Source organism: Streptomyces sp. NPDC005803, assembly GCF_040630435.1.
In the GTDB taxonomy this organism is placed as follows: Bacteria; Actinomycetota; Actinomycetes; order Streptomycetales; family Streptomycetaceae; genus Streptomyces.
Genome location: NZ_JBEXXO010000011.1, coordinates 183,315 through 207,793 on the forward strand (window position 1 = coordinate 183,315; position 24,479 = coordinate 207,793).

The following is a 24,479-nucleotide window of genomic DNA, read 5'->3' on the forward strand; positions in this document are numbered from 1 at the left end:
CTTGACGGCTTTTCGTCAAACCCTTGGAGCCGTGAGGGACTCGTGAAAGGATCACCCTCAATTCCGTGGCGTGTCCCCGTATCCCGCGGCGCGTCACGCCTCGCCCCACCACCCATGGAGAACACACGTGGCCAAGATCTCCGGCCGTCCGCACGGACGGGCAGCCACCCGTCTCGCCGCCGCCGCGATAACCGCGGCCCTCGTCGGCACCGGCGCCTCCGCCTTCGCCGCGGAGGTGGGCGACGCGCCCATGTACGGCATCACCGGCGTGGACAGCACGGGCGCCTCGTACTACTACGCACCGAACGGTGAAGGCGGCCTGCAGTCCCGCGTCCCGCTCGACACCGGCTGGAAGGACATCAACTTCCTCGGCCTCGTCGACCACAACGCCGACAGCATCGCCGACGGCCGCTGGCAGACCAGCACGTCGGGCGACCTGTCCTACGCCGCCAACGACAACTCCCCACTCAAGAACGTCGGCCACGGCTGGGGCATCTACAACAAGCTCGTCTCCGCGGGCAACCTCGGCGGCGCCGAGGGCGGCGACCTGCTCGGCCGTGACGCGTCCGGGAACCTGTTCCTGTACCTGGGCTACGACGACGGCACCGTCACCAACCGGTACTCCGTCGGCGGCGGCTGGAACGTCTACACCCAGATCGCGGGCAACGGCGACCTGACCGGCGACGGCAAGAGCGACCTCGTCGCCCGCGACACGTCCGGCGTCCTGTGGCTCTACAAGGGCACCGGCGACTACAAGGCCCCGTTCGCCGCCCGCACCAAGGTCGGCGCCGGCTGGAACACGTACAACACCGTCTTCGCCGCCGGTGACATCGACCTGGACGGCAAGGCCGACCTCGTCGGCCGCGACGCCGCCGGTGCGCTGTACCTCTACGAGGGCACGGGCTCGGCCGCGGCCCCGTTCGGGAGCCGTGTGAAGATCGGCACGGGTGGCTGGAACAGCTACCGTCTCATCTTCTGACCAAAAGTGAAGGTTTCCCTCCCGAAGTCATGACACGATTCGGATGAAACCCGTGGCCTGCCCTCCCTCCGGGGACGGGCGGGCCACCCTTCATCTAGATCCATGGAGTACTTCGTGGCCAAAACCTCTGGCCGTAAGAACAGACGCATAGCCGCCCGTGTGGCAGCCGCGGCGCTCACCGCCGCACTCGTCGGTACCGGCACGTCCGCCGTTGCCGCCGACTCCCCGCAGCCGGCGGCGCCGAGCGCGGCGACCGCCGCGCAGCAGCCCGCCGCCGCGACGGCAGCCGCCGCCACCGTGTCCTCCGCCCTGTACGGAATCGACAAGGCCGGCAACTCCTACGGCTACACGCAGAACGGCAAGGGCGGCTTCCTCCCGCGCGAGTCGAACAGTGACAGCAGCTGGTCCGACATCAAGGACATGGCGCAGGTCAACAACGGCACGGACAACGCGACCGACGGTCTGTGGGCGCGGGACTACGCCGGTTCGCTCTACTACATGCCCTGGGAGCTCACCGGCACGCGCCTCGGCGGCGGCTGGAACATCTACAACAAGCTCGTCTCCGCGGGCAACCTCGGCGGCGCCGGAGCCGGCGACCTGCTGGCCCGCGACAGCTCGGGTGCGCTCTACCTCTACCTGGGCCTCGGCACGGGCAAGCTGACGTCCCGCTACAAGGTCGGCAGCGGCTGGAACATCTACAACCAGATCGCGGGCAACGGCGACCTGAGCGGCGACGGCAAGAACGACGTCGTCGCCCGCGACGGGGCCGGCGTCCTGTGGCTCTACAAGGGCACCGGCAACTACAAGGCGCCCTTCGCCACCCGCACCAAGGTCGGCTCGGGCTGGAACGCCTACAACCTCCTCGTCTCGACGGGTGACCTCGACTACGACGGCAGGGCCGACCTGCTCGCCCGTGACTCGGCCGGCATCCTGTGGCGCTACTCCGGCACCGGCAACGCGGCCTCCCCGTACAAGGCCCGCGTCCAGATCGGCGGCGGCTGGAACACCTACCGCCTGCTCTTCTGAGCCGGTAGTTTCCTCCGCACCATGAGAGAGGGCCGCACCCCCGTCGCCGGGGGTGCGGCCCTCTCGCCGTACTGCCGCTGATGCCTACTTGCGGATCAGGCTGCGGAGCACGTACTGCAGGATGCCGCCGTTGCGGTAGTAGTCGGCCTCGCCGGGCGTGTCGATGCGGACGACGCCGTCGAACTCCACACCGGTGTCGGTGGTGACCTTGACCGTGCGCGGGGTGGTGCCGTCGTTCAGCTCGGTCACGCCGGTGAAGGAGAAGGTCTCCTCGCCGGTCAGACCGAGGGACTGGGCGGTCTGGCCCTCCGGGAACTGGAGCGGGAGGACGCCCATGCCGATGAGGTTCGAGCGGTGGATGCGCTCGTAGGACTCGGCGATGACGGCCTTGACGCCCAGGAGCGCGGTGCCCTTGGCCGCCCAGTCACGGGACGAGCCGGAGCCGTACTCCTTGCCCGCCAGGATGACCAGCGGGGTGCCGGCCGCCTGGTAGTTCTGCGAGGCGTCGTAGATGAACGACACCGGGCCGTCGGCCTGCGTGAAGTCGCGGGTGAAGCCGCCCTCGGTGCCCGGCGCGATCTGGTTGCGCAGGCGGATGTTGGCGAACGTGCCGCGGATCATGACCTCGTGGTTGCCACGGCGCGAGCCGTAGGAGTTGAAGTCACGGCGCTCGATGCCGTGCTCCGTGAGGTACTTGCCGGCCGGGGTGTCGGCCTTGATCGCACCGGCCGGGGAGATGTGGTCGGTGGTGACCGAGTCGCCGAGCTTGGCCAGGACACGGGCGCCGGTGATGTCCTCGACCGGGGTCGTCTCCATCGTCATGCCCTCGAAGTACGGGGGCTTGCGCACGTAGGTGGACTCGGAGTCCCACTCGAAGGTGTTGCCGGTGGGGATCGAGAGCGCCTGCCACTGGGCGTCGCCCGCGAAGACGTCCTGGTAGGACTTGTTGAACATGTCCTCGCCGATGGAGTTGGCGACGACGTCGTTCACCTCGGCCTCGGTGGGCCAGATGTCCGCCAGGTGGACGGGCTTGCCGTCCTGGTCGACGCCGAGGGCGTCCTTGGTGATGTCGACCTTCATCGAACCGGCGATGGCGTACGCGACGACCAGCGGCGGGGACGCCAGGTAGTTCATCTTGACGTCGGGGTTGATCCGGCCCTCGAAGTTACGGTTGCCGGAGAGCACCGAGGTCACGGCCAGGTCGTGCTCGTTGACCGCCTTGGAGACCTCTTCCGGCAGCGGGCCGGAGTTGCCGATGCAGGTGGTGCAGCCGTAGCCGACGAGGTTGAAGCCGACCTTGTCGAGGTACGGGGTCAGACCCGCCTTGTCGAAGTAGTCGGTGACGACCTTCGAGCCCGGGGCGAGGGTGGTCTTGACCCACGGCTTGCGGGTCAGGCCCTTCTCGACCGCCTTCTTCGCCACGAGCGCGGCGGCGACCATGACGTAGGGGTTCGAGGTGTTGGTGCAGGAGGTGATCGCGGCGACGGTGACGGCGCCGTGGTCCAACTCGTACGTCGTGCCGTCGGGGGCGGTCACGGTGACCGGGTTCGACGGGGTGCCGTTGGGGGACACGGCCGGCGCGTCGGAGGCCGGGAAGGACTCCTTGCTCGCCTCCATGTCGTCGGTGACGTAGTTGCGTACGTCCTGCGCGAACTGCTGGGAGGCGTTGGCGAGGACGATGCGGTCCTGCGGGCGCTTCGGACCGGCGATGGAGGGGACGACCGTGGAGAGGTCGAGCTCCAGCTTCTCGGAGAAGTCCGGCTCGGCGGCCGGGTCGAGCCAGAGGCCCTGCTCCTTGGCGTACGCCTCGACGAGCGCGACCTGCTGGGCGTCGCGGCCGGTCAGACGGAGGTACTTCAGCGTCTCGTCGTCGATCGGGAAGATCGCGGCGGTGGAGCCGAACTCCGGCGACATGTTGCCGATGGTGGCGCGGTTCGCGAGGGAGGTGGCTGCGACGCCCTCACCGTAGAACTCGACGAACTTGCCGACGACGCCGTGCTTGCGGAGCATCTCGGTGATGGTCAGCACGAGGTCGGTGGCGGTGGTGCCGGCCGGGAGCTCGCCGGTCAGCTTGAAGCCGACGACGCGCGGGATGAGCATGGAGACCGGCTGGCCGAGCATCGCGGCCTCGGCCTCGATGCCGCCGACACCCCAGCCCAGCACGCCGAGGCCGTTGACCATCGTGGTGTGCGAGTCGGTGCCGACGAGCGTGTCGGGGTACGCCTGGCCGCCCCGGACCATGACCGTGCGGGCCAGGTGCTCGATGTTGACCTGGTGGACGATGCCGGTGCCCGGGGGGACGACCTTGAACTCGTCGAACGCGGTCTGGCCCCAGCGCAGGAACTGGTAGCGCTCCTTGTTGCGGCCGTACTCCAGCTCGACGTTCTGGCCGAAGGCGTCCGCCGTGCCGAACTTGTCGGCGATGACGGAGTGGTCGATGACCAGCTCGGCGGGGGCCAGCGGGTTGATCTTCGCCGGGTCACCGCCGAGCTCCTTGACGGCCTCACGCATGGTGGCGAGGTCCACGACACAGGGCACGCCGGTGAAGTCCTGCATGATCACGCGGGCCGGCGTGAACTGGATCTCCTGGCTGGGCTGGGCCTGGGAGTCCCAGCCGCCGAGCGCCCGGATGTGGTCGGCGGTGATGTTCGCGCCGTCCTCCGTGCGGAGCAGGTTCTCCAGCAGCACCTTCAGGCTGTAAGGGAGGCGCGCGGAGCCCTCGACCTTGTCCAGCTTGAAGATCTCGTACGACTCGTCGCCCACGCGCAGCGTGCTGCGGGCGTCGAAGCTGTTCGCCGACACGACAGTCTCCTTCATCAATGTGCGCGTAACTCCGCGCCGCGCCTCACTTCGGCGGGCGCCGCGTGGTGCCGCCTTCGGCGACCCGGCCATCCGCTAAGGTAAAGGTTAGTTAGGTAACCCTTACTGCACGGCGGTCCACTGTGCGCCTTCGGCATATATCTCGATGTCGAGATAACTCTAGTACATCGCCGTGGAAGGGTCATGTCCGGCCGCCCCTGACCGCCCTCATCCGATCGAGGCGTTCGTCCGCGCATCCGGCCGCTTCCACCCCCCTCACCGGCGCACCTGGCCGAGTCGTCGTACCGGATGCTGCACGCGCGAGCGCCGATGGTCTCCACCGCCGGCCTGCGCCGTCGGCGGTGTCCACTGCCGCAGGGCACGTCGACGGTGCTCACTACCGCACGGCACACCATCCCCGAGTGCCACCAGGGCCGTCGTGGGGACGCTTCCGACCTCGTCACCCTACGGCCCAACGCCCCACCCCTCGCCAGGAGTCGGTCTCGTGGCCCACACCGCCCAGTCGGGAGCGGATTCGCGGTGACGACGAGACGCGCCGCCCTTACGATGGCCCGATGGCGTCGATCAAGCAGGTTCAAATCACCTTCGACTGCGCGGAACCCGTGCGCGTCGCTCGCTTCTGGGCCGAGGTGCTGGGGTACGTCGCGCCGCCTCCGGAGGGCTTCGCCACCTGGGACGATTTCGATCGCACGTGGCCCCCGGAGCAGCAGGGGCCTGCGTACGCGGTCTGCGCCGACCCCTCGGGCGTGGGCCCGCGGCTGTTCTTCCAGCGCGTTCCCGAAGGGAAGGTCGTCAAGAACCGGGTGCACCTCGACGTGCGGGTCGGCACCGGACTCGTGGGCGAGGAACGCCTGGCCGCCCTGGAGGCCGAATGCGCACGGCTGCTCCCGCTCGGTGCGGTACGCGGGCAACTGCTGACCGCCGACGAGGAGAACGAGTCGTGCCTGAACATGCAGGACGTCGAGGGCAACGAGTTCTGCCTCGACTGAGCGGCGGCGGACGCGGCGCCTTCGTGAGGCGATGAGCCCGGGCGTCCGCCGCGACGCGCGCCCCGGATCGGAGGGCCGCCCGGCACCCGGGGCTCCGCGGGCCCGGATGCGCCACCCGCCGGCGGCTGATCCGGCCCTGGGCGACAAGCAGCCGCAGCCGGAGCCTGATGCGACACCCGACGCACCCTCACCGGCGTACGAGCACGCGCGGAAGCGGCGTGCCTCGCCGGCGACCGGGAAGGCTGCCAGAGGCATCGGACGAGGCGGTGATCGGTCCCCCGTCCAGTGCCGCCGTGGAGACACAGGGCGGGCCCGGCGGCCGTACCCGCGGGACGACGAGGACGAACGGGGCATCCGCGCCCCACCGGCCCCTCCTCCACCTCTCCACACGCCGGTCACCCGAACACCGCACCCCACTTCCTGTCTCATCTCATATCTGAGATAGCCTTTTGTCATGTCAGATGACTACCTCGTACGTATCGGCAAGCTCATCCGCGACGCCCGACAGCACCGGGGATGGACGCAGAGTCAGCTCGCCGAGGCGCTCGCCACCAGCCAGAGCGCCGTGAACCGCATCGAGCGCGGCAATCAAAACATCAGCCTTGAGATGATCGCGCGCATCGGTGAAGCCCTCGACAGCGAGATCGTCTCGCTCGGCTACGCGGGCCCCATGCACCTGCGGGTGGTCGGCGGGCGCCGGCTGTCCGGGTCCATCGACGTCAAGACCAGCAAGAACGCGTGCGTGGCGCTGCTCTGCGCGACGCTGCTCAACAAGGGCCGTACGGTGCTGCGCCGGGTGGCCAGGATCGAAGAGGTCTACCGTCTCCTCGAGGTGCTGAACTCCATCGGGGTGCGCGCCCGGTGGATCAATGACGGCACCGATCTGGAGATCGTCCCGCCGGCCCGACTCGACATGGACGCCATCGACGCGGACGCCGCCCGCCGGACCCGGTCGATCATCATGTTCCTCGGGCCGCTGCTGCACCGGATGGACCAGTTCAGGCTCCCGTACGCGGGAGGCTGCGACCTCGGCACGCGGACCATCGAGCCGCACATGATCGCGCTGCGCCGCTTCGGGCTGGAGATCGCCGCGACCGAGGGCATCTACCACGCCCAGGTCGACCACTCCGTCACCCCCGGCCGCCCCATCGTGCTGACCGAGCGCGGCGACACCGTGACCGAGAACGCGCTGCTGGCCGCCGCCCGGCACGACGGCACCACCGTCATCCGCAACGCGTCCTCCAACTACATGGTCCAGGACCTGTGCTTCTTCCTGGAGGCGCTGGGCGTACGGGTGGACGGCGTCGGCACGACGACGCTGACCGTGCACGGCGTGAAGAACATCGACGTGGACGTCGACTACTCCCCCTCCGAGGACCCGGTCGAGGCGATGAGCCTGCTCGCCGCCGCCGTCGTCACGGAGTCCGAGCTGACGATCCGCCGGGTGCCGATCGAGTTCCTGGAGATCGAACTCGCGGTCCTGGAGGAGATGGGCGTCGACTGCGCCCGCACGGCTGAGTACGCCGCCGACAACGGGCGCACCCGCCTGGTCGACCTGACGGTCCGGCCCTCCAAACTGGAGGCGCCGATCGACAAGATCCACCCGATGCCGTTCCCGGGTCTGAACATCGACAACGTGCCGTTCTTCGCGGCCATCGCTGCCTCCGCCCAGGGCCAGACCCTCATCCACGACTGGGTCTACGACAACCGCGCGATCTACCTGACCGACCTCAACCGCCTCGGCGGCCGCCTCCAGCTCCTGGACCCGCACCGGGTGCTGGTCGAGGGCCCGACCCGGTGGCGCGCGGCGGAGATGATGTGCCCGCCGGCCCTGCGGCCGGCCGTGGTGGTCCTGCTCGCGATGATGGCGGCCGAGGGAACGTCCGTACTGCGCAACGTGTATGTGATCAACCGCGGTTATGAGGAGCTGGCGGAGCGGCTGAACTCGGTGGGGGCGCAGATCGAGATCTTCCGCGACATCTAGGTCTCCTGCACTCCGGCCTCCCGCCTGCACTGCGCGGACGGAGGGAGTTGACCCAGCCCCGAAAGCTGGGTCAACGTCTCTCCGACTCCCGGCGGTCCCCGGTCAATGAGCCCCGGTGACGGCGTCGTTGCCGTAGTAGGCGTCCGGTCCGTGCTTACGCGTGTAGTGCCGGTCGAGCAGGTGCGGCGGAGGCGCTGAGGGAGTCAGGCCCGCCGGCCGGAGGGCCATGGTGTGCAGGGCCATCTCCGCCACCGCCTCGCAGACGATGGCGTTCTCCAGCGAGGCCGTCGCCGTGGCGCCCCAGGTGAACGGCCCGTGCCGGGAGACGAGTGCCCCGGGCACCGCTTCGGCCCGCGACGCGTCACCTTCCAGCAGCGACACGATCACCTGGCCCGTGTTGTACTCGTAGTCCCGCGCGCACTGCTCGGCCGTGAGGTCCTCGGTCACCGGGATGGCGCCGTTGAAGGTGTCCGCGTGCGTCGTACCCAGCACGGGGATCGGGCAACGGGCCTGGGCGAAGGCCACCGCGTGGACCGAGTGGGTGTGCGTCACGCCGCCCACGGAGGGGAAGGCCCGATACAGACAGCGGTGCGTCTCGGTGTCGGTGGACGGCCGGAGCCTCCCCTCCAGCACCCGCCCGTCCTCCAGTCCCACCACCACCAGGTCCTCCTCGGTGAGGTCGGCGTAGGAGACCCCGGACGGCTTGATGACGAACACGCCCGCCTCCCTGTCCACCCCGCTCACGTTTCCCCAGGTAAGCGTGGCCAGGCCGGCTTCCGGAATACGCAGGTTGGCCGCCAGCACCTCTTGCCGCAGACTCTTGAGGCTCATATCGCTCACTACGCTCTCACCGCATTTCGCACAGGGCTCCCATGACTGGGCGCGAGGGGCAACCAGGGCGCGAGGCGAGAACCGCCGCGCCCCGCATCACTGCGCAAGCCAGGTAGGGCGTGCGCTAACGCTCCCCAAATTGTGAGCGCTAACATATCGTTCACTCAAGCCCCTGACGCCATGTTTGTGGGCCTGGTCGAGCGCATCCCGCGAGAAAATGTGAGCGCAAACAGTCTCAGTTGGCCCCAAAAGCCGCACCGGATCACCCGAAAACCGGTCCGAGGCAGGGCGGTACCTTGGGGACAGCCGCCGCTCACCCCAGGAAGGAAATGGATTGCCCCAGGTCCCCGACGCCGTGAGGGCGCCCACCATGTCGGACGTGGCGCGCGTGGCCGGCGTCTCGCACCAGACCGTCTCACGTGTTCTCAGCCACCACCCCAACGTGAGCCCCAAGACCCGGGCTGCCGTGACGGACGTCATCGAGCGGCTCGGCTACCGGCGCAACTCGGCGGCGCGCGCTCTCGCGACCAGGCGCACCCACGCCCTGGGCGTCATCGCGGCGAACACCACCCTGCACGGCCCGGCGAGCATGCTCACCGGCGTGCAGGAGGCGGCCCGGGACCGGGGCTATCTGGTGTCGGCCGTCACCTTGCGGACGGCCACCGAGGCGGCGCTCACCGAGGCGATGCAGCATCTCGGCGCCTGGGGCGTCGAAGGCGTCATCGTCATCACGTCCCAGCGTGACGCGGTCGAAGCGCTCGCCGCTCTCGACGCCCCGTGCCCCGTCGTCACGGTGGAAGGCGGTCACACGCTCGACCGCCCCGGCGTCTCCCTGGACCAGAACCTCGGGGCCCGCATGATCACGGAGCACCTCCTCGCCGCCGGGCACTCCACGGTGTGGCATGTCGCCGGCCCCGAGAACTGGCTGGAGAGCGAAGCCCGCACCGCCGGATGGGAGACGGCTCTTCGTGAGGCCGGGGCGGAGGTGCCTCCGCCGTTGCGGGGGGACTGGAGCCCCTTGTCGGGGTACCAGGCGGGCCAGCAGTTGGCGGGGCGTGTCATGGCGCCCTCGGGACGGGGGCAGGGCGGCCTGACGTCCGTGTTCGTCGCCAACGACCAGATGGCGCTCGGGGTGCTCCGGGCCTTCCGCGAGGTCGGCGTGCGAACGCCGGAGGACGTCGCGGTGGCCGGCTTCGACGACATCCCGGAGGCGGAGTTCTTCCCGCCCCCGCTCACCACGATCCGGCAGGACTTCGCCGCACTCGGCCAGAGCAGCATCGCGCTGCTCCTGGACCGCATCGAGGGCCGGGACGAGCAGCCGCGGCACCTGACGATCGCCCCCGAACTCATCGTGCGCGCGAGCACGGCCCGCCGACGCGGGGAGTGAAGGGGCCCTGTCGCGCGGGCTGCAGCAGCACCTTCCCCGCCGTCGGGTCGTCCGAGTCCAGGGCCGGCCGACCGGTCCTCCTGGCCGGGGAACGGCACGCGCCACGGCCGTACCGGGGCTTCTCGGTTCGCACGCTCCACCTATGTTCGATATACCGAGCATCGTTCGGCATGTGGGGCGTGTGTGAGAGTCGCCGCGGAAAGCACGTCCACGGAGGCACGCGGCGCATGTGAGCGACGGCCACGAACGCGGGGAGACGACGACGGTGGGCGGGCGCCACGCGCGTCGCGTCCGGGTGCGCCCCGAAAGGCCGCCGGCCGGGCCTCCGGTCCCCGGCCGAGGGCGTCGCCTTCCTCATACGCCGAGGGCCCGCCCCCCGGCAGCGGAGCGGGCCGGACGGCGGGGGCCGGGCCCTCAGCGGGTGCTGAAGCGCAGGACGGTGACGGATCCGTAGACCTCGCCCGGCCGCAGGAGGGCGGACGGGAAGTCCGGCCGGTTCGGCGAGTCGGGGAAGTGCTGCGTCTCCAGGGCGACGCCGGCGTAGGCGCGGTACGGATGTCCGCGCTTACCGGTGACCTCACCGGCGAAGCCGTTGGCCGTGTAGACCTGGATGCCCGGTTCGGTGGTGTGCACGTCCAGGCGCCTCCCCGAGACGGGGGCGTAGAGGACGGCCACCTTGCGCGGGACCGCGCGGCGGCCGCCGTCCAGGACCCAGTTGTGGTCGAATCCCCCGCCCGCCAGGGCGAGTTGTGGGTCCGCACCGGTCAGGACGTCCGACAGACGGCGTGGACGCCGCAGATCGAACGGGGAGCCGATGACGGACCGGTGTGCGCCCCGGGGGATGAGGTCGGCATCGACGGGGGTGTAGAGCGACGCGTCCAGCTGCAGGTCGTGGGCGAGGACGTCGCCGGCCCCCTCACCTTCCAGGTTCCAGTACGCGTGGTTCGTGAGATTGACGACGGTGGGCGCGTCGGCCACGGCCTGGTAGGCCAGGGTCAGGTCGCCGTCCCGGTCGAGCGTGTAGGTGACGCGCGCGTTCAGCGCGCCCGGGAAGCCCTGGTCGCCGTGCGGACTGTGCAGATGCAGACGCACACCGGTGCGATCGGCGGAGTGGAACGGTTCGCACCGCCAGAGTCGCTGGTCGAAGCCTTCGGGCCCGCCGTGCAGGGTGTGGCCGGTCGGCTGCGTGTCCAGCTGGTGGATGACGTCGTCCACCGGGAGCCTGCCGTCGGCGACGCGGTTCGCGTAACGGCCGACCGTCGCCCCGAAGTAGCCTGCGGGCCCCCGGACTTGCTCCGCGTCCCGGGCGCCGAGGACGACATCGGCGAAGTTCCCCCACCGGTCGGGCAGGAGCAGGGAGTGGAGGCGGGCGCCGAGTGTGTGGACCTCCGCGCGCGCCTGTCCCGGGAACCCGAAGACCCACCGGTCCCCCGTCCCCGTACCGGGCAGGCGCTCCGGGCGACCGGTCCGCCGCTCCGACAGCGTCGTGTGCCGGGTGCCCTCGTCGGCGGATTCCTGTGCGTGTCCCATGTTGTGTGTCCTTGGTGGTTGGCCCGCCCGCAAGCCGCACGGGCGGAAGAGGGCTCTGCCGAGTCCGGCGTCCGGCGTCCGGAGCGGGACCCGGACGCGGCCCGTCGGTCATTCACCGACGGGCCGACGACCGCCCATCAGGCGCTGCAGCACGATGAAGACCAGCAGGAGCGCCCCGATGACGATGCGGGTCCACCACGAGCTGAGCGTGCCCTGGAAGTTGATGACCGTCTGGATCAGGCCCAGGACCAGTACGCCGAGAGCGGTGCCCAGGACGAAGCCGGATCCGCCGGTCAGCAGGGTGCCGCCGATGACGGTGGCCGCGATCGCGTCGAGCTCCATGCCCATGGCGTGCAGTGCGTATCCGGAGAGCATGTAGAAGGTGAGCAGCAGCCCGCCCAGGGCCGAGCACAGGCCGCTGATCGCGTAGACGGTGATCTTGGTGCCGCCCACGGGCAGGCCCATCAGCCGCGCCGACGTCTCGTTGCCGCCGAGGGCGTACACGTTCCGGCCGAAACGGGTGTGATGGAGGATCACGAAGGCGATCGCCACGGTGACCAGCGCGATGACCACGGAGAGGGAGACGAAGAGGCCCTCGGGGCCGTACAGGCGCATCTGTGCGATCCGGACGGTGGACGGGTCGTTGATCGAGATGGACTCCGTGCTGATCATGTAGCAGAGCCCTCGGGCCAGGAACATGCCGGCCAGGGTGACGATGAAGGGCTGGATCTCGAAGGTGTGGATGATCCAGCCCATCAACGCCCCGCCGGCGCCCCCGACGAGCAGTACCAGGGGGATGACGGAGGCCAGCGGCCAGTTGTGCTGTTCCACCAGCCACGCGGTGAGCATGGTGGACAGCGCCACCACGGAGCCGACCGACAGGTCGATCCCGCCCGTGAGGATGACGAAGGTGACGCCGACGGCGACGACGAGGAGGAAGCCGTTGTCGATGAGCAGGTTCAGCAGGACCTGCGCGGAGAAGAACCCCTCGTAGCGCACCGAGCCGACGGTGAACATGGCCACCAGCAGGACGGCGGTGACCATCAGGGGGATACGGGTGCGGCTGCGCGCCGACGCCGCTCCGCGGAAGGGCCGGGTGAGGATCGCGGCGGTGTTCGCGATGCCGGTGCTCATGCGCGGGCCTCCTGTTGCAGCGGAGCCTCGCCCGCCGTGGTGGTGGGACGTGGGGGCGAGGTCCTGCGCCGTTGGAGGACCTTGGACCGGAAGACCGGGGACTGTACGAGGCACACCACGATGACGACCACCGCCTTGAACACGAGCGTGGTCTCGGGAGGAACACCGAGGGTGTAGACGGTCGTCGAAAGCGTCTGGATGATGAGGGCGCCCAGTACGGTGCCGCCCAGGGAGAAGCGTCCGCCGGTCAGGGCGGTTCCCCCGATGACGACCGCGAGGATCGCGTCGAGCTCGATCCACAGTCCGGCGTTGTTGCCGTCGGCGCTGGAGACGTTGGAGCTGATCATCAGGCCGGCGACGGTCGCGCACACGGCGCTGAACACGTAGACCAGGGTCAGCAGGCCGGCCGCGCGGATGCCGACCAGGCGGCTGGCCGTCGGGTTGCCGCCGACGGACTCGATGAGCATGCCCAGCGCGCTGCGGCGGGTGAGGAGAGCGGTGAGCGCGACGACGACGGCCGCGAGGAGCACGGCGAAGGGGAACATCAGCCAGTAGCCGCCGCCGATCATCTTGTACGGGCCGCTGCTCACGGTGATGATCTGGCCGTCGGTGATCAGCTGCGCGACGCCGCGGCCCGCGACCATGAGGATCAGCGTCGCCACGATGGGCTGCACACCCAGCCGGGAGACCAGCAGTCCGTTGGCGAGGCCGAGTACCAGGGCCACGCCCAGGGCGATGGCGACGGCCGTGAACATCGTGCCCACGCTGCCCGGGTCCGACGAGTTCGCCAGGTGCCGGCAGGCCAGGGCCCCCGCGATCGCGACGGTCGAACCCACCGACAGGTCGATGCCTCGGGTGGCGATGACGAGCGTCATGCCGAGCGCCACGAGGATGAGCGGGGCGCCGAACTGCAGGATGTCGATGAGGCTGCCGTACAGATGGCCGTTGCGGACCCGCACGGAGAAGAAGTCGTGGGTGAAGGCGAGGTTGCCGAGCAGCAGGGCGAGCAGGATGAGCGACGGCCACAGCAGCCGGTGACCGGCCAGGCGCTTCCCCAGGCCGCCCCCCGGGGTGGCCCGGGCAGGCTGGGAGTTCATGAGTTCGCTCCGGTGGCGATGGTGGCGAGTATGCGTTCGGGGGTGACGCTGTCGTCGTTGGTCAGGGTGGCCACCATCCGGTGGTCCCTGAGCACGCCGATGCGGTGGCTCAGCCGCAGGACCTCGTCGAGCTCCGCTGAGATGAACAGCACCGCGGTGCCCTCCGCCGCGAGACGTGCGACGAGCTTCTGGATTTCGGCCTTGGCTCCGATGTCGATGCCCCGGGTGGGTTCGTCGAGGATCAGGAGGCGGGGCTCGGTCAGCAGCCAGCGTGCCAGCAGGACCTTCTGCTGGTTCCCTCCGCTGAGGTGACGTACCTGGGCCTCGGGGTTCGCGGGGCGGATGTCCAGCGCCTCGATCCAGTGCCGCGTCAGCTCCTCCTGTTTCGTGCGCGCCAGCGGCCTCGTCCAGCCGCGGGCGGCCTGCAGGGCGAGCACGATGTTCTCGCGGATGGTCAGCTCTCCCACGAGGCCTTCGGCCTTGCGGTTCTCCGAGCAGAAGGCGATGCCGTGGGCGATGGCGTGGCGCGGCGTGCGCAGGGAGGCCGGCTGGCCCGACACGGTCAGCTCGCCGGCGTCCGCGCTGTCCGCGCCGAACAGCAGACGCGCGGCCTCGGTGCGGCCCGACCCGAGGAGTCCGGCCAGGCCGATGACCTCTCCCGGGTGGATGTCCAGGTCGTACGGCTCGATGAACCCCGTCCGCGTCAGCCGGCGGGCCCGGAGGAAGGGTTCGCCCTCCGAGCGGTCGGTCGCCTCGCGGTGAGCCCGGTCCGAGAGCTGGTCGAGGGTGGCCAGCTCTCCGCCGATCATGCGCTGCACCAGGGACACGGGGGTGAGTTCCCCGATCGCGTACTCACCTTCCAGGCGGCCGTTGCGGAGGATCGTGACGCGGTCGCAGATCTCGAAGACCTGGTCCAGGAAGTGGGTGACGAACAGGATGGCGACGCCGCGGTCCCTCAGGCGCCGGATCAGGGTGAACAGTTCGGCGACCTCGTCGCGGTCCAGGCTGGAGGTGGGTTCGTCCAGGACGAGGACCTTGGCCGACACGTCCACGGCCCGGACGATGGCGATTAGTTGCTGTACGGCCAGCGAGTGCGCGCCGAGCGGACTGGTGACGTCCAGGCCGAGGTCCAGCTCCTTCAGCAGATCGGCGGCGCGCCGGCGCAGCGCGGACCAGTGGATGAGTCCGAACCGCCGGGGTTCGCGCCCGATGAGGATGTTCTCGGCGACGGAGATGTTCTGGCAGAGGTTGACCTCCTGGTAGACGGTGCTGATGCCCGCCCGCTGAGCCTGGAGGGGATCGCCGAACTCGTGCGGCCGGCCGTCGACCAGGATGCTGCCACCGTCGGCGGGGTGGACTCCGGTGAGCACCTTGATCAGGGTGGACTTGCCCGCGCCGTTCTCGCCCATCAGGGCGTGCACTTCGCCGGGGAAGAGGCGAAGGGCGACGTCGTCCAGGGCCAGCACGCCCGGGAACTGCTTGCGGATACCCCGCGCTTCCAGCACCGGCTGCGGCTCACCGGCGGTGGGGGTCTTCGAGGTGGATGGGGCTGTCATCCGCCCTCCTCTCATGAGGTGTGGCGGAGGAGGCGCGTCGACGGGCCTCCTCCTGCGTCGAAGCGGCCGGCGTCAGTACTTGCGGCCGGGCAGTGCGGCCTCCGCCTTGTCCTGCGGGAAGACGCCCTCCTCGGTCTCGACGCGCGCCGGGACGCTCTCCCCGGCCGCGACCTTCTTGGCCAGGTCCATCAGCTGGTCCCCGAGCAGCGGGTTGCACTCCACCACGACGTTGATCTTGCCCTGGGTCATCGCCACGAAGGCGTCCTTGATCCCGTCCACGGAGATCACCTTGATGTCCTTGCCGGGCTGCTTCCCGGCCTCCTCGATGGCCTGGATCGCACCGAGGGCCATGTCGTCGTTGTGGGCGTACAGGACGTCGATGTCCTTGTGCGACTTCAGGAAGGCCTGCATGACCTCCTTGCCCTTGGCCCGGGTGAAGTCGCCCGTCTGCGAGGCGATGATCTTGAACTTGCTGTCGCCCTTGATGACCTCGGCGAATCCGGCCTTACGGTCGTTGGCGGGGGCGGAGCCGGTCGTGCCCTGCAGTTCGACGATGTTGACCGGGTTCTTGTCCTTCGCGTACTCGGTGGTCAGCCACTCCCCGGCGGCCTTGCCCTCCTTGACGAAGTCCGAGCCGAGGAAGCTCTTGTAGAGCGAGGTGTCCTGGCTGTCGACGGCTCGGTCGGTGAGGATCACGGGGATGCCGGCGTCCTTGGCCTCCTTGAGCACCGTGTCCCAGCCCGACTCCACCACCGGCGAGAAGGCGATGACGTCGACGCGCTGCTGGATGAAGGTGCGGATCGCCTTGATCTGGTTCTCCTGCTTCTGCTGCGCGTCGGAGAACTTCAGGGTGATCCCGGCCGCCTTGGCGGCTTCCCGTACGGACTTGGTGTTGGCCGTGCGCCACCCGCTCTCCGCACCGACCTGGGCGAAGCCGAGCACGATCTTGCCGTTCGACTTGTCCTTGGAGCCTGCCGTGGAACCGGAGTCGGGGTTCTCGGTGGAACAGGCGGTCAGCGCGGTGGACGCGATGAGGGCGATACCTGCGAGGACGGCAGCTCTACGGGCCATGGTGGGTTGTCCTTTCGGGAGTTCAGGGAATGCCACCGGCGCGGTCCGGAAGCGTCCGGCCGGTGCGAGGTGCTCTGTTCGGGCGAGTGCGAGCGAGTGCGGGCGACTTCATGCGAGTGGAGCGATTTCGAGCGAGTGGAGCAACGTCGAGCGAGTGGAGCGACTTCGAGCGACCTGGCCCTGCGGCCTCCGGTGGACCGGGGCAGGGATCAGCCGCGAAGCACGAGCGAGCGGCCCTCGAAGGAAGGGCGCCGCTGCATTGTGAGCGCTAACAGTCCAGGTTCTCAATCCCCCGGCGTGCGTTACTTTTCCGTTACCGTCCGCATGCGACTGCGGGAGGTCCACGGGACGCCCCTCCGTGGCCGCCGGGCCGCCCGTGAGCAGCCACCCAACGGATCACCGCCAGGGAAGCGGGCGGGCGCAAGGGCAGAGGCAGGGGCGAAACACTCCGGAGAGGACCACCGCTTCGATCGGCGGCCCAGGAAGGACAACTCACCCACCTGCGCACCGCTCTTGATTCCTAGATTGTTAGCGCTCACACTGCATCTGGTCGACCGATCCGCCCCTCGGCTACGCGCCCGCGCCTCCCCGGTCCGCCACCACGCCACGACTCCCCGAAAGGCCGACCTGGTGACACCACCCCACCCCGACACAGCCCCAGCCCCTCGACGCGTGAACGATTCCGACCGGTACACCGTGGGCGTGGACTTCGGCACGCTGTCGGGCCGTGCCGTCGTCGTGCGGGTCCGCGACGGAGAGGAGCTGGCCTCGGCGGTCCATGACTACGCACACGGGGTGATCGACCGGCGGCTTCCCGGCACGGACACCCCGCTGCCTCCGGACTGGGCGCTCCAGCACCCCCAGGACTGGCGGGACGTGCTGCGCCACGCCGTACCGGAGGCCCTGGCCGCCGCGGGCGTCGACCCCGGCTCGGTCATCGGCATCGCGACCGACTTCACCGCCTGCACGGTGCTGCCGACGCTGGCCGACGGCACCCCGCTCGCCGAGACGCAGCTGGCCGGCCGGCCCCACGCCTGGCCGAAGTTGTGGAAGCACCACGCGGCGCAGGGACAGGCCGACCGGATCAACGCACTGGCCCACGCCCGTGGCGAGAAGTGGATCACGCGGTACGGCGGCAGGATCTCGGCCGAATGGCAGTTCGCCAAGGCTCTGCAGGTCCTGGAGGAGGACCCCGGGGTCTACGACAGCTGCGCACGCTGGATCGAGGCGGCCGACTGGATCGTGTGGCAGCTCACCGGCGCGGAGTCCCGCAACGCCTGCACGGCCGGTTACAAGGGCATCCATCAGGACGGCGCCTACCCCGGCGAGGAGTACCTGGCGGCCCTGCACCCGGACTTCGCCGACTTCGCCAGGACCCGGCTCGAGTTCCCGCTGGCCGAGCTCGGTTCGCGGGTGGGCTCCCTGACCGCGGAGGCCGCCCGGTGGACGGGGCTGCCGGCGGGCATCGCCGTCGCGGCCGGCAACGTCGACGCCCACGTCACCGCCGCGGCCGCACAGGCCGTGGAGGACGGCCGCCTGCTCGCCATCATGGGCACCTCGACCTGTCACGTCGTCAACGCTCCCGTGCTCGCGGACATCCCCGGCATCTGCGGCGTCGTCCAGGGCGGCATCGTCGAGGGCACCTACGGCTACGAGGCCGGACAGAGCGCGGTGGGGGACGTGTTCGCCTGGGTCCTGAGCCAGGGCGTCCCGCAGGAGTACCTCGACGAGGCGGCCGAGCGCGGGGAGGACCTGCACGCCCTGCTGACCCGCAAGGCCGCCGGACAGCCCGTCGGCGGTCACGGGCTGGTGGCCCTGGACTGGCTGAACGGCAACCGGTCCGTGCTGGTGGACCACCACCTCTCCGGCGTCCTCGTCGGGCTCACCCTCGCCACCCGGCCGGAGGACGTCTACCGGGCGATGCTGGAAGCGACGGCCTTCGGCACCCGGATCATCGTCGAGGCCCTGGAAGGCGGGGGCGTCCCGGTGCGTGAGTTCATCGTCGCCGGAGGTCTGGCCAAGAACGAACTGCTCATGCAGATCTACAGCGACGTGCTGCGCCGCCCGGTATCGCTGGCGGCTTCGCAGCAGGGGCCCGCGCTGGGTTCGGCCATCCACGCAGCGGTCGCGGCCGGAGCGCATCCGGACGTGCGTACGGCGACGGCCGCCATGGGGCGCGTACAACGCGACGTCTACACGCCGGACCCGGCGCGGGCGGACGCCTACGACGGACTCTTCGCCGAGTACCGGGCGCTGCACGACCACTTCGGCGCCGGAGAGCTGCTGCACCGCCTGAGGAACATCCGCAACCGGAGCGCCGCCGCCGGCTGACCCGTCGGCCGCCTCCCCCGCCGCCCTCGCCCTCGCCCTCGCCCAAGTCATCACGTCTCACCAGGAGTCCATGTGCCCAGCCTGAATCCCTCCGACCGTGAAATCTGGTTCCTCACCGGGAGCCAGGGCCTGTACGGCGAGGAAACCCTGCGGCAGGTCGCGGAACAGTCGGGGCAGATCGCCACCGCCCTCGCCGCGGCGCCCGGCCTCACGGCACGCGTCGTCTGGAAGCCGGTGCTGACCGACGCCTCCGCCATCCGGCGCGTCTGTCTCGAGGCCAACAGCGACGACCGCTGCGTGGGACTCGTCGCCTGGATGCACACGTTCTCCCCCGCCAAGATGTGGATCGCCGGCCTGGACGCGCTGCGCAAGCCCCTGCTGCACCTGCACACCCAGTCGAACGTGGCGCTGCCCTGGGCCACCATCGACATGGACTTCATGAACCTGAACCAGGCCGCCCACGGTGACCGCGAGTTCGGACACATCCAGTCGCGTCTCGGCGTGGCCCGCAAGACGGTCGCGGGCCACGTCAGCGACCCGGTGACGATCGAGCGCGTGGCGACCTGGGCCCGCGCAGCGTCGGCGCGGGCCGAACTCGCCTCGCTCAAGGTCGCCCGCTTCGGGGACAACATGCGCGACGTGGCCGTCACCGAGGGGGACAAGGTCGAGGCGCAACTGCGCTTCGGGGTCTCCGTCAACACGTACGGCGTCAACGACCTGGTCGAGTACGTCGATTCCGCCGACGAAGCCACGGTGAACGCTCTCGTCAAGGAGTACCAGGACATCTACCGGCTCGCGCCGGAACTCCGGGACGGCGGCGAGCGGCACGGCTCCCTGCGCTATGCGGCGCGTATCGAGGCCGGTCTGCGGACCTTCCTCGGGGAGGGCGGCTTCGGCGCCTTCACCACCAACTTCGAGGACCTCGGCGGTCTGCGCCAGCTGCCGGGCCTCGCCGTCCAGCGCCTCATGTCGCAGGGGTACGGCTTCGGCGGCGAGGGGGACTGGAAGACCGCCGTGCTCCTGCGCGCCCTCAAGGTCGCCGCCGACGGCCTGCCCGGCGGGACGTCCTTCATGGAGGACTACACCTACGACCTCACGCCGGGCGGTGAACTGATCCTCGGGGCGCACATGCTGGAGGTCTGCCCGACCATCGCGAGCGGAACCCCGAGCTGCGAGATCCACCCGCTCAGCATCGGCAACCGCGAAGACCCCGTCCGCCTCGTGTTCGACGCGGCCCCCGGCCCGGCGGTCGTGGTCGGCCTGGCCGACCTCGGCGACCGCTTCCGCCTGGTCGCCAACGAGATCGACGTGGTGTCCCCGACGCACCCCCTGCCCGCGCTGCCGGTCGCCCGCGCCGTCTGGCGTCCTCGCCCCGACCTGCGCACGTCCACGGAGTCGTGGCTCACCGCGGGAGGGCCGCATCACACCGTCCTGAGCACGGCACTCACCGCGGAGCACGTGGACGACCTGGCCGAGATGCTGCAGATGGAACTGGCTCTCATCGACGAGACCACCACCCCGAGGCAGTTCCGCCGCGAGCTCCGGTGGAACCAGGCCTACCACCGGCTGGCGCTCGGCTTCTAGGGCGGCCGGGAGCTTTCAGAACGACCAGGGGCTCTCAGGAAGGCCAGCAGCGCCCAGGGCGGCCGGGAGCTACCAAGACGGCCGGGAGCTTCTAGGGCGGCCAGGCTTCGAAGAAGGCCGCGAAAGGTGGTGACGTAGGCCGCGGCCTCACACCGGCCGCCGGCGAAGGCCGCGATCTGACACCGGTCGCCGCCGAGGGCCGCGCTCTCACGCCGGTCGCCGACCCACCCCGGGCCGGCGGCCGGCCCTTCGTCGTCCGGGCCGAGCGCGGCCGTCGCACCCTCATCTGCGAGGCGACCGCCGCGAAGTCCGCCCGCACCATGGACCCGCACCGCCCGCTGCCGCGGCTGTAGCTGCCGGCACGGTTGCCAACACGGTTGCCGGTCCGCGCGACGGGGGGCCGGGGGTGCTGCCTGCGACGGCGTGACGAAGGCGTGGTGTTCTGCCGGCCTTGTCCGCCACCCAGCGGGCGGGGCGCGTCCGCGCCCCGCCCGTCTGGCGCACGGTGGCACTACGCGCCGCCACCTGGCACCACGTGGTGCCGCGTAGTGCCAGGTGGTGCCAGGTGGTGCCAGGTGGTGCCATTTCAGCCCGGCAGAGACACCTAGCACCCGCCTGACACCACTGACACACCAACTGATGCCATCACATAGCCGCAGGTCAGCGCACTCACGGACGAGCACACCGCCCCAAGTGGCGCCAGACCGCTTGCACATGGCACCACGATGGTGCCATGATGGCGTCATGGACCTCACCCCGTATGTCGACACCCTCCGCCGCGAACTCGCGGTGGCCGCCGAAGCCGGCGGCGACGAAGCCCGTGAGCTGGCGGAGAGGCTCACCGCTCCCCTGGAGTCGGCGACCCGGCTCACCATGCTCAACGTGCTCTCCGCGGCGATGGACGAGATCACCCGCGACCTCGCCCCCGGCTCGGTCGACGTACGGCTGCGCGGGCTCGACCCCGACTTCGTGGTGACGCTGCCGGCCGCCGGGTCGGGCCCCGCGGAGCCGGCCGCGCCCGCCGAACCGCTCACGACGCCGGCCGCGTCCCTGGCCGACAGCGACGAGGGCGGCACCGCCCGCGTCAACCTGCGCCTGCCGGCCCACCTGAAGGCACGCGCCGAGGAGGCCGCGGCTCGCGAGGGCCTGTCGGTCAACGCGTGGCTGGTGCGCGCCGTGTCCGCCTCGGTCGACGGCGGCACCGGGCCGCGCGTGGCCGAGAAGAGCCGGACGCTCGGACAGAACTACACGGGGTGGGTGCGCTAGAAGCTCTCCGCCCCACCGCTGAACTTCCCCACCACTTCACTCACACCACTTCACCCACACCACGCCCCACCAGCGGGGACACCCACAAGAGCCAAAAGGACGGGACAGCCATGCCTTCTTTCGACACTCCCGAACCGATCTCGGTCACCGCGCACGTGGAGGCCGGTTCCCTCCAGTTCACCGCGGGCGACCGCCTCGACACCGTCGTCGAGGCCCGGCCCCGTGACCCGAAGAAGGACCAGGACGTACGGGCCGCCGAGCAGACCGAGGTCACCTACGCGGGCGGCGCGCTGACCATCAGGACGCCCAAGCAGCGCTATCTGATCGGCCGGACCGGCACCGTCGACGTGACGGTCGAGCTGCCGACGGGCTCACGCGTCGACGTGACCGGCGCCTGGGCGCAGGTGCTCGGCGAGGGCCGGCTCGGCGAGGTGCGGGTCAAGACCTCGTCCGGCGACGTCCGCCTCGACAGGACCGGCCCGCTGCACCTGACCGCCTCGCACGGCTCCATCACCGTGGACCACGTCGAAGGCAAGGCCGAGATCACCACCAGTTCCGGCAGCCTGCGCGTCGGCCTCCTCGACGGTCCCGCCGTCCTGAAGAACTCGCACGGCACCACCACCGTGGGCGCCGCGACCGGCGAGCTGCGGGTGAGCGGCTCCAACGGCGACATCGACATCGCCCGCGCCGAGGACTCGGTCACCGCCACCACCGCGCACGGCACGCTGCGCGTCGGCGAAGTCGCTCGCGGGACCGTTCAGTTGGAGACGAATCACGGAGCCATCGAGGTCGGCATCCGCGAGGGCACCGCCGCCTGGCTCGACGTCAACTCCGGCTCCGGCCAGGTGCGCAACACCCTCACCGCCTCCGAGACCCCGACGGAGACCGAGGACACCGTCAAGGTCCGCGCCCGCACCCGGTACGGCAACATCGACGTCCGCCGCGCCAAGGCCTGATCACCGCAACAGCGCACCCCGCACCACCGCACCTACGTCAACTCGTCCCGCACCCCGTCACTTCAGCCTTCGAACGGGAGGGCCTCGTGCCTTCATCTGTCATGCCCACATCCAAAAACGTCGACGGTCACCCGTCGCCGGACGCCGTCTCAGCCGTCGGGCTGCGCAAGTCCTACGGAGACAAGGTGGTTCTCGACGGCATCGACCTGCGTATCCCGGCGGGCACGGTCTTCGCCTTGCTGGGTCCGAACGGGGCCGGGAAGACCACCGCGGTCAAGATCCTCTCGACGCTCGTCTCCGCGGACGCCGGCTCCGGCGAGATCCACGTCGGCGGCCACAGCCTCGCCACCCACCCCCAAGCCGTACGCGCCGCGATCGGCGTCACCGGCCAGTTCTCCGCCGTCGACGGACTCATCACCGGCGAGGAGAACATGCTCCTGATGGCCGACCTCCACCACCTGCCCAAACACGAGGCCCGCCGCACCACCACCACACTCCTGGAACGCTTCGACCTCACCGAAGCCGCCACCAAACCCGCCTCCACCTACTCAGGCGGCATGAAACGCCGGCTCGACATCGCCATGACCCTCGTCGGCAACCCCAGCATCATCTTCCTCGACGAACCCACCACCGGCCTCGACCCCCGCTCCCGCCACACCATGTGGCAGATCATCCGCACCCTGGTCAACGACGGCACCACCGTCCTGCTCACCACCCAATACCTCGAAGAAGCCGACCAGCTCGCCGACCACATCGCCGTCCTCAACAACGGAAAGATCGCCGCCCAAGGCACCCCCGACGCCCTCAAACGCCTCATCCCCGGCGGACACATCCGCCTGCGCTTCACCGACCCCACCACCTACCACCACGCCGCCACCACTCTCACCGACACCACCCGCGACGACGACGCCCTCACCCTCCAACTCCCCAGCAACGGCAGCCAACACGACCTGCGCACCATCCTCGACCGCCTCGACACCAACCACATCGAAGCCGACGAACTCACCGTCCACACCCCCGACCTCGACGACGTCTTCTTCGCCCTCACCACCCCGGCCCACCTCCCCCACCAGCCCAAGGAGACAACCCGATGAACACCCTCGCCCCCGCCATCCGCGACTCCACCACCATGCTCCGCCGCAACCTCCTGCACGCCCGCCGCTACCCCTCCCTCACCCTCAACCTCCTCCTCACCCCCATCATGCTGCTGCTCCTGTTCGTCTACATCTTCGGCGACGTCATGAGCACCGGCATCGGCGGCGGCAACGCCACCCGCGCCGACTACATCGCCTACATCGTCCCCGGCCTCCTCCTCATGACCATCGGCTCCACCACCATCGGCACCGCCGTCTCCGTCTCCAACGACATGACCGAAGGCATCATCGCCCGCTTCCGCACCATGGCCATCCACCGCGGATCCGTCCTCATCGGACACGTCATCGGCAGCGTCCTGCAATGCCTCGCCAGCGTCATCCTCGTCAGCGCCGTCGCCCTCGCCATCGGCTTCCGCACCACCCACGCCACCCCCCTCGAATGGCTCGCCGCCCTCGCCCTGCTCACCCTCTTCGCCACCGCCTTCACCTGGATCGCCGTCGGCATGGGCCTCATCAGCCCCAACGCCGAAGCCGCCAGCAACAACGCCCTCCCCATGATCCTGCTCCCCCTCCTGTCCAGCGCCTTCATCCCCCTCACCACCATGCCCGGCTGGTTCCAGCCCATCGCCCGGTACCAGCCCTTCACCCCCGCCATCGAAACCCTCCGCGGCCTCCTCCAGAACACCCCCATCGGCAACAACGGCTGGCTCACCCTCGCCTGGACCCTCGGCCTCACCACACTCGGCTACCTCTGGGCCACCGCCAAGTTCAACAACGACCCCGCCTGACCGAACAAGCACCATGCCGGCCCCCAAGGCCACCGCACCCACCTCCACCCACCCCG

Annotated in this window: 18 protein-coding genes; 11 read left to right on the forward strand and 7 right to left on the reverse strand. The window is 70.0% G+C overall.

Annotation, left to right across the window (positions count from 1 at the left end; all coding sequences use genetic code 11):
* Positions 1-127: 127 nt before the first annotated feature.
* Entirely contained in the window at positions 128-979 is an 852-nt protein-coding gene (locus tag ABZ454_RS17865; protein ID WP_359538988.1) for a VCBS repeat-containing protein, read from the forward strand.
* Positions 980-1,093: 114 nt separating this feature from the next.
* Entirely contained in the window at positions 1,094-2,005 is a 912-nt protein-coding gene (locus ABZ454_RS17870; protein WP_356312081.1) for a VCBS repeat-containing protein, read from the forward strand.
* Positions 2,006-2,089: 84 nt separating this feature from the next.
* On the opposite strand, the gene acnA is transcribed toward ABZ454_RS17870, so the two are convergent.
* On the reverse strand, positions 2,090-4,822 hold the full coding sequence (acnA, locus tag ABZ454_RS17875) for an aconitate hydratase AcnA (protein ID WP_359538991.1): 2,733 nt from the start codon (positions 4,820-4,822) through the stop codon (positions 2,090-2,092).
* A gap of 557 nt (positions 4,823-5,379) precedes the next feature.
* On the opposite strand from acnA, the gene ABZ454_RS17880 reads away from it, so the two are divergent.
* Complete coding sequence (locus tag ABZ454_RS17880) at positions 5,380-5,814, forward strand: VOC family protein (protein ID WP_359538993.1); 435 nt, start codon at positions 5,380-5,382, stop codon at positions 5,812-5,814.
* 454 nt (positions 5,815-6,268) lie between these two features.
* The gene (locus ABZ454_RS17885; protein WP_356312074.1) at positions 6,269-7,798 is read left to right on the forward strand and encodes a UDP-N-acetylglucosamine 1-carboxyvinyltransferase; all 1,530 of its coding nucleotides are present in this window, start codon (positions 6,269-6,271) and stop codon (positions 7,796-7,798) included.
* 102 nt (positions 7,799-7,900) lie between these two features.
* On the opposite strand, the gene araD is transcribed toward ABZ454_RS17885, so the two are convergent.
* The gene (gene araD, locus ABZ454_RS17890) at positions 7,901-8,629 is read right to left on the reverse strand and encodes an L-ribulose-5-phosphate 4-epimerase AraD (protein WP_359538995.1); all 729 of its coding nucleotides are present in this window, start codon (positions 8,627-8,629) and stop codon (positions 7,901-7,903) included.
* Positions 8,630-8,999: 370 nt separating this feature from the next.
* Between araD and ABZ454_RS17895 the strand changes: the two genes are divergently transcribed.
* Complete coding sequence (locus tag ABZ454_RS17895; protein WP_356320714.1) at positions 9,000-10,016, forward strand: LacI family DNA-binding transcriptional regulator; 1,017 nt, start codon at positions 9,000-9,002, stop codon at positions 10,014-10,016.
* 414 nt (positions 10,017-10,430) lie between these two features.
* On the opposite strand, the gene ABZ454_RS17900 is transcribed toward ABZ454_RS17895, so the two are convergent.
* From ABZ454_RS17900 to ABZ454_RS17920, 5 genes are all read right to left on the reverse strand, one after another.
* Positions 10,431-11,546 (reverse strand): aldose epimerase family protein, encoded by a 1,116-nt coding sequence (locus tag ABZ454_RS17900; protein ID WP_359538997.1) that lies wholly within the window; start codon positions 11,544-11,546, stop codon positions 10,431-10,433.
* A 108-nt stretch (positions 11,547-11,654) separates the two neighbouring features.
* A complete protein-coding gene (gene yjfF, locus ABZ454_RS17905; RefSeq protein WP_356320702.1) occupies positions 11,655-12,680 on the reverse strand; it encodes a galactofuranose ABC transporter, permease protein YjfF in 1,026 nt (341 codons plus the stop codon).
* A complete protein-coding gene (locus tag ABZ454_RS17910) occupies positions 12,677-13,777 on the reverse strand; it encodes an ABC transporter permease (RefSeq protein ID WP_359539000.1) in 1,101 nt (366 codons plus the stop codon). Before ABZ454_RS17910 ends, yjfF begins: the two co-directional genes overlap by 4 nt.
* Positions 13,774-15,333 (reverse strand): sugar ABC transporter ATP-binding protein, encoded by a 1,560-nt coding sequence (locus ABZ454_RS17915; RefSeq protein WP_359539002.1) that lies wholly within the window; start codon positions 15,331-15,333, stop codon positions 13,774-13,776. Before ABZ454_RS17915 ends, ABZ454_RS17910 begins: the two co-directional genes overlap by 4 nt.
* Positions 15,334-15,405: 72 nt before the next feature.
* The gene (locus tag ABZ454_RS17920) at positions 15,406-16,404 is read right to left on the reverse strand and encodes an ABC transporter substrate-binding protein (protein ID WP_359539004.1); all 999 of its coding nucleotides are present in this window, start codon (positions 16,402-16,404) and stop codon (positions 15,406-15,408) included.
* Positions 16,405-17,076: 672 nt separating this feature from the next.
* Here ABZ454_RS17920 and ABZ454_RS17925 point away from each other — a divergent pair.
* The 6 genes from ABZ454_RS17925 (at position 17,077) to ABZ454_RS17950 (ending at position 24,423) form a co-directional block, all read left to right on the forward strand.
* A complete protein-coding gene (locus ABZ454_RS17925; protein ID WP_359539006.1) occupies positions 17,077-18,735 on the forward strand; it encodes a ribulokinase in 1,659 nt (552 codons plus the stop codon).
* Between the two features lie 72 nt (positions 18,736-18,807).
* On the forward strand, positions 18,808-20,319 hold the full coding sequence (gene araA / locus ABZ454_RS17930) for an L-arabinose isomerase (RefSeq protein WP_359539008.1): 1,512 nt from the start codon (positions 18,808-18,810) through the stop codon (positions 20,317-20,319).
* A 744-nt stretch (positions 20,320-21,063) separates the two neighbouring features.
* Positions 21,064-21,585 carry a toxin-antitoxin system HicB family antitoxin gene (locus tag ABZ454_RS17935; RefSeq protein ID WP_356320690.1) on the forward strand — a complete coding sequence of 174 codons (522 nt, stop codon included), beginning with the start codon at positions 21,064-21,066 and terminating at the stop codon, positions 21,583-21,585.
* A gap of 110 nt (positions 21,586-21,695) precedes the next feature.
* A complete protein-coding gene (locus tag ABZ454_RS17940; protein ID WP_359539009.1) occupies positions 21,696-22,541 on the forward strand; it encodes a DUF4097 family beta strand repeat-containing protein in 846 nt (281 codons plus the stop codon).
* A 101-nt stretch (positions 22,542-22,642) separates the two neighbouring features.
* A complete protein-coding gene (locus ABZ454_RS17945; protein WP_359539010.1) occupies positions 22,643-23,635 on the forward strand; it encodes an ATP-binding cassette domain-containing protein in 993 nt (330 codons plus the stop codon).
* Entirely contained in the window at positions 23,632-24,423 is a 792-nt protein-coding gene (locus ABZ454_RS17950) for an ABC transporter permease (RefSeq protein ID WP_359539011.1), read from the forward strand. Before ABZ454_RS17945 ends, ABZ454_RS17950 begins: the two co-directional genes overlap by 4 nt.
* The last annotated feature ends 56 nt before the right edge of the window (positions 24,424-24,479 follow it).

What these genes read in the sequence shown, in the direction of transcription:
- acnA (WP_359538991.1), bottom strand. Translation starts at nt 4,822, where the DNA reads ATGAAGGAGACTGTCGTGTCGGCGAACAGCTTCGACGCCCGCAGCACG.
- ABZ454_RS17880 (WP_359538993.1), top strand. Translation starts at nt 5,380, where the DNA reads ATGGCGTCGATCAAGCAGGTTCAAATCACCTTCGACTGCGCGGAACCC.
- ABZ454_RS17885 (WP_356312074.1), top strand. Translation starts at nt 6,269, where the DNA reads ATGTCAGATGACTACCTCGTACGTATCGGCAAGCTCATCCGCGACGCC.
- araD (WP_359538995.1), bottom strand. Translation starts at nt 8,629, where the DNA reads ATGAGCCTCAAGAGTCTGCGGCAAGAGGTGCTGGCGGCCAACCTGCGT.
- ABZ454_RS17895 (WP_356320714.1), top strand. Translation starts at nt 9,000, where the DNA reads ATGTCGGACGTGGCGCGCGTGGCCGGCGTCTCGCACCAGACCGTCTCA.
- ABZ454_RS17900 (WP_359538997.1), bottom strand. Translation starts at nt 11,546, where the DNA reads ATGGGACACGCACAGGAATCCGCCGACGAGGGCACCCGGCACACGACG.
- yjfF (WP_356320702.1), bottom strand. Translation starts at nt 12,680, where the DNA reads ATGAGCACCGGCATCGCGAACACCGCCGCGATCCTCACCCGGCCCTTC.
- ABZ454_RS17910 (WP_359539000.1), bottom strand. Translation starts at nt 13,777, where the DNA reads ATGAACTCCCAGCCTGCCCGGGCCACCCCGGGGGGCGGCCTGGGGAAG.
- ABZ454_RS17915 (WP_359539002.1), bottom strand. Translation starts at nt 15,333, where the DNA reads ATGACAGCCCCATCCACCTCGAAGACCCCCACCGCCGGTGAGCCGCAG.
- ABZ454_RS17920 (WP_359539004.1), bottom strand. Translation starts at nt 16,404, where the DNA reads ATGGCCCGTAGAGCTGCCGTCCTCGCAGGTATCGCCCTCATCGCGTCC.
- ABZ454_RS17935 (WP_356320690.1), top strand. Translation starts at nt 21,064, where the DNA reads ATGGACCTCACCCCGTATGTCGACACCCTCCGCCGCGAACTCGCGGTG.
- ABZ454_RS17940 (WP_359539009.1), top strand. Translation starts at nt 21,696, where the DNA reads ATGCCTTCTTTCGACACTCCCGAACCGATCTCGGTCACCGCGCACGTG.
- ABZ454_RS17945 (WP_359539010.1), top strand. Translation starts at nt 22,643, where the DNA reads ATGCCCACATCCAAAAACGTCGACGGTCACCCGTCGCCGGACGCCGTC.
- ABZ454_RS17950 (WP_359539011.1), top strand. Translation starts at nt 23,632, where the DNA reads ATGAACACCCTCGCCCCCGCCATCCGCGACTCCACCACCATGCTCCGC.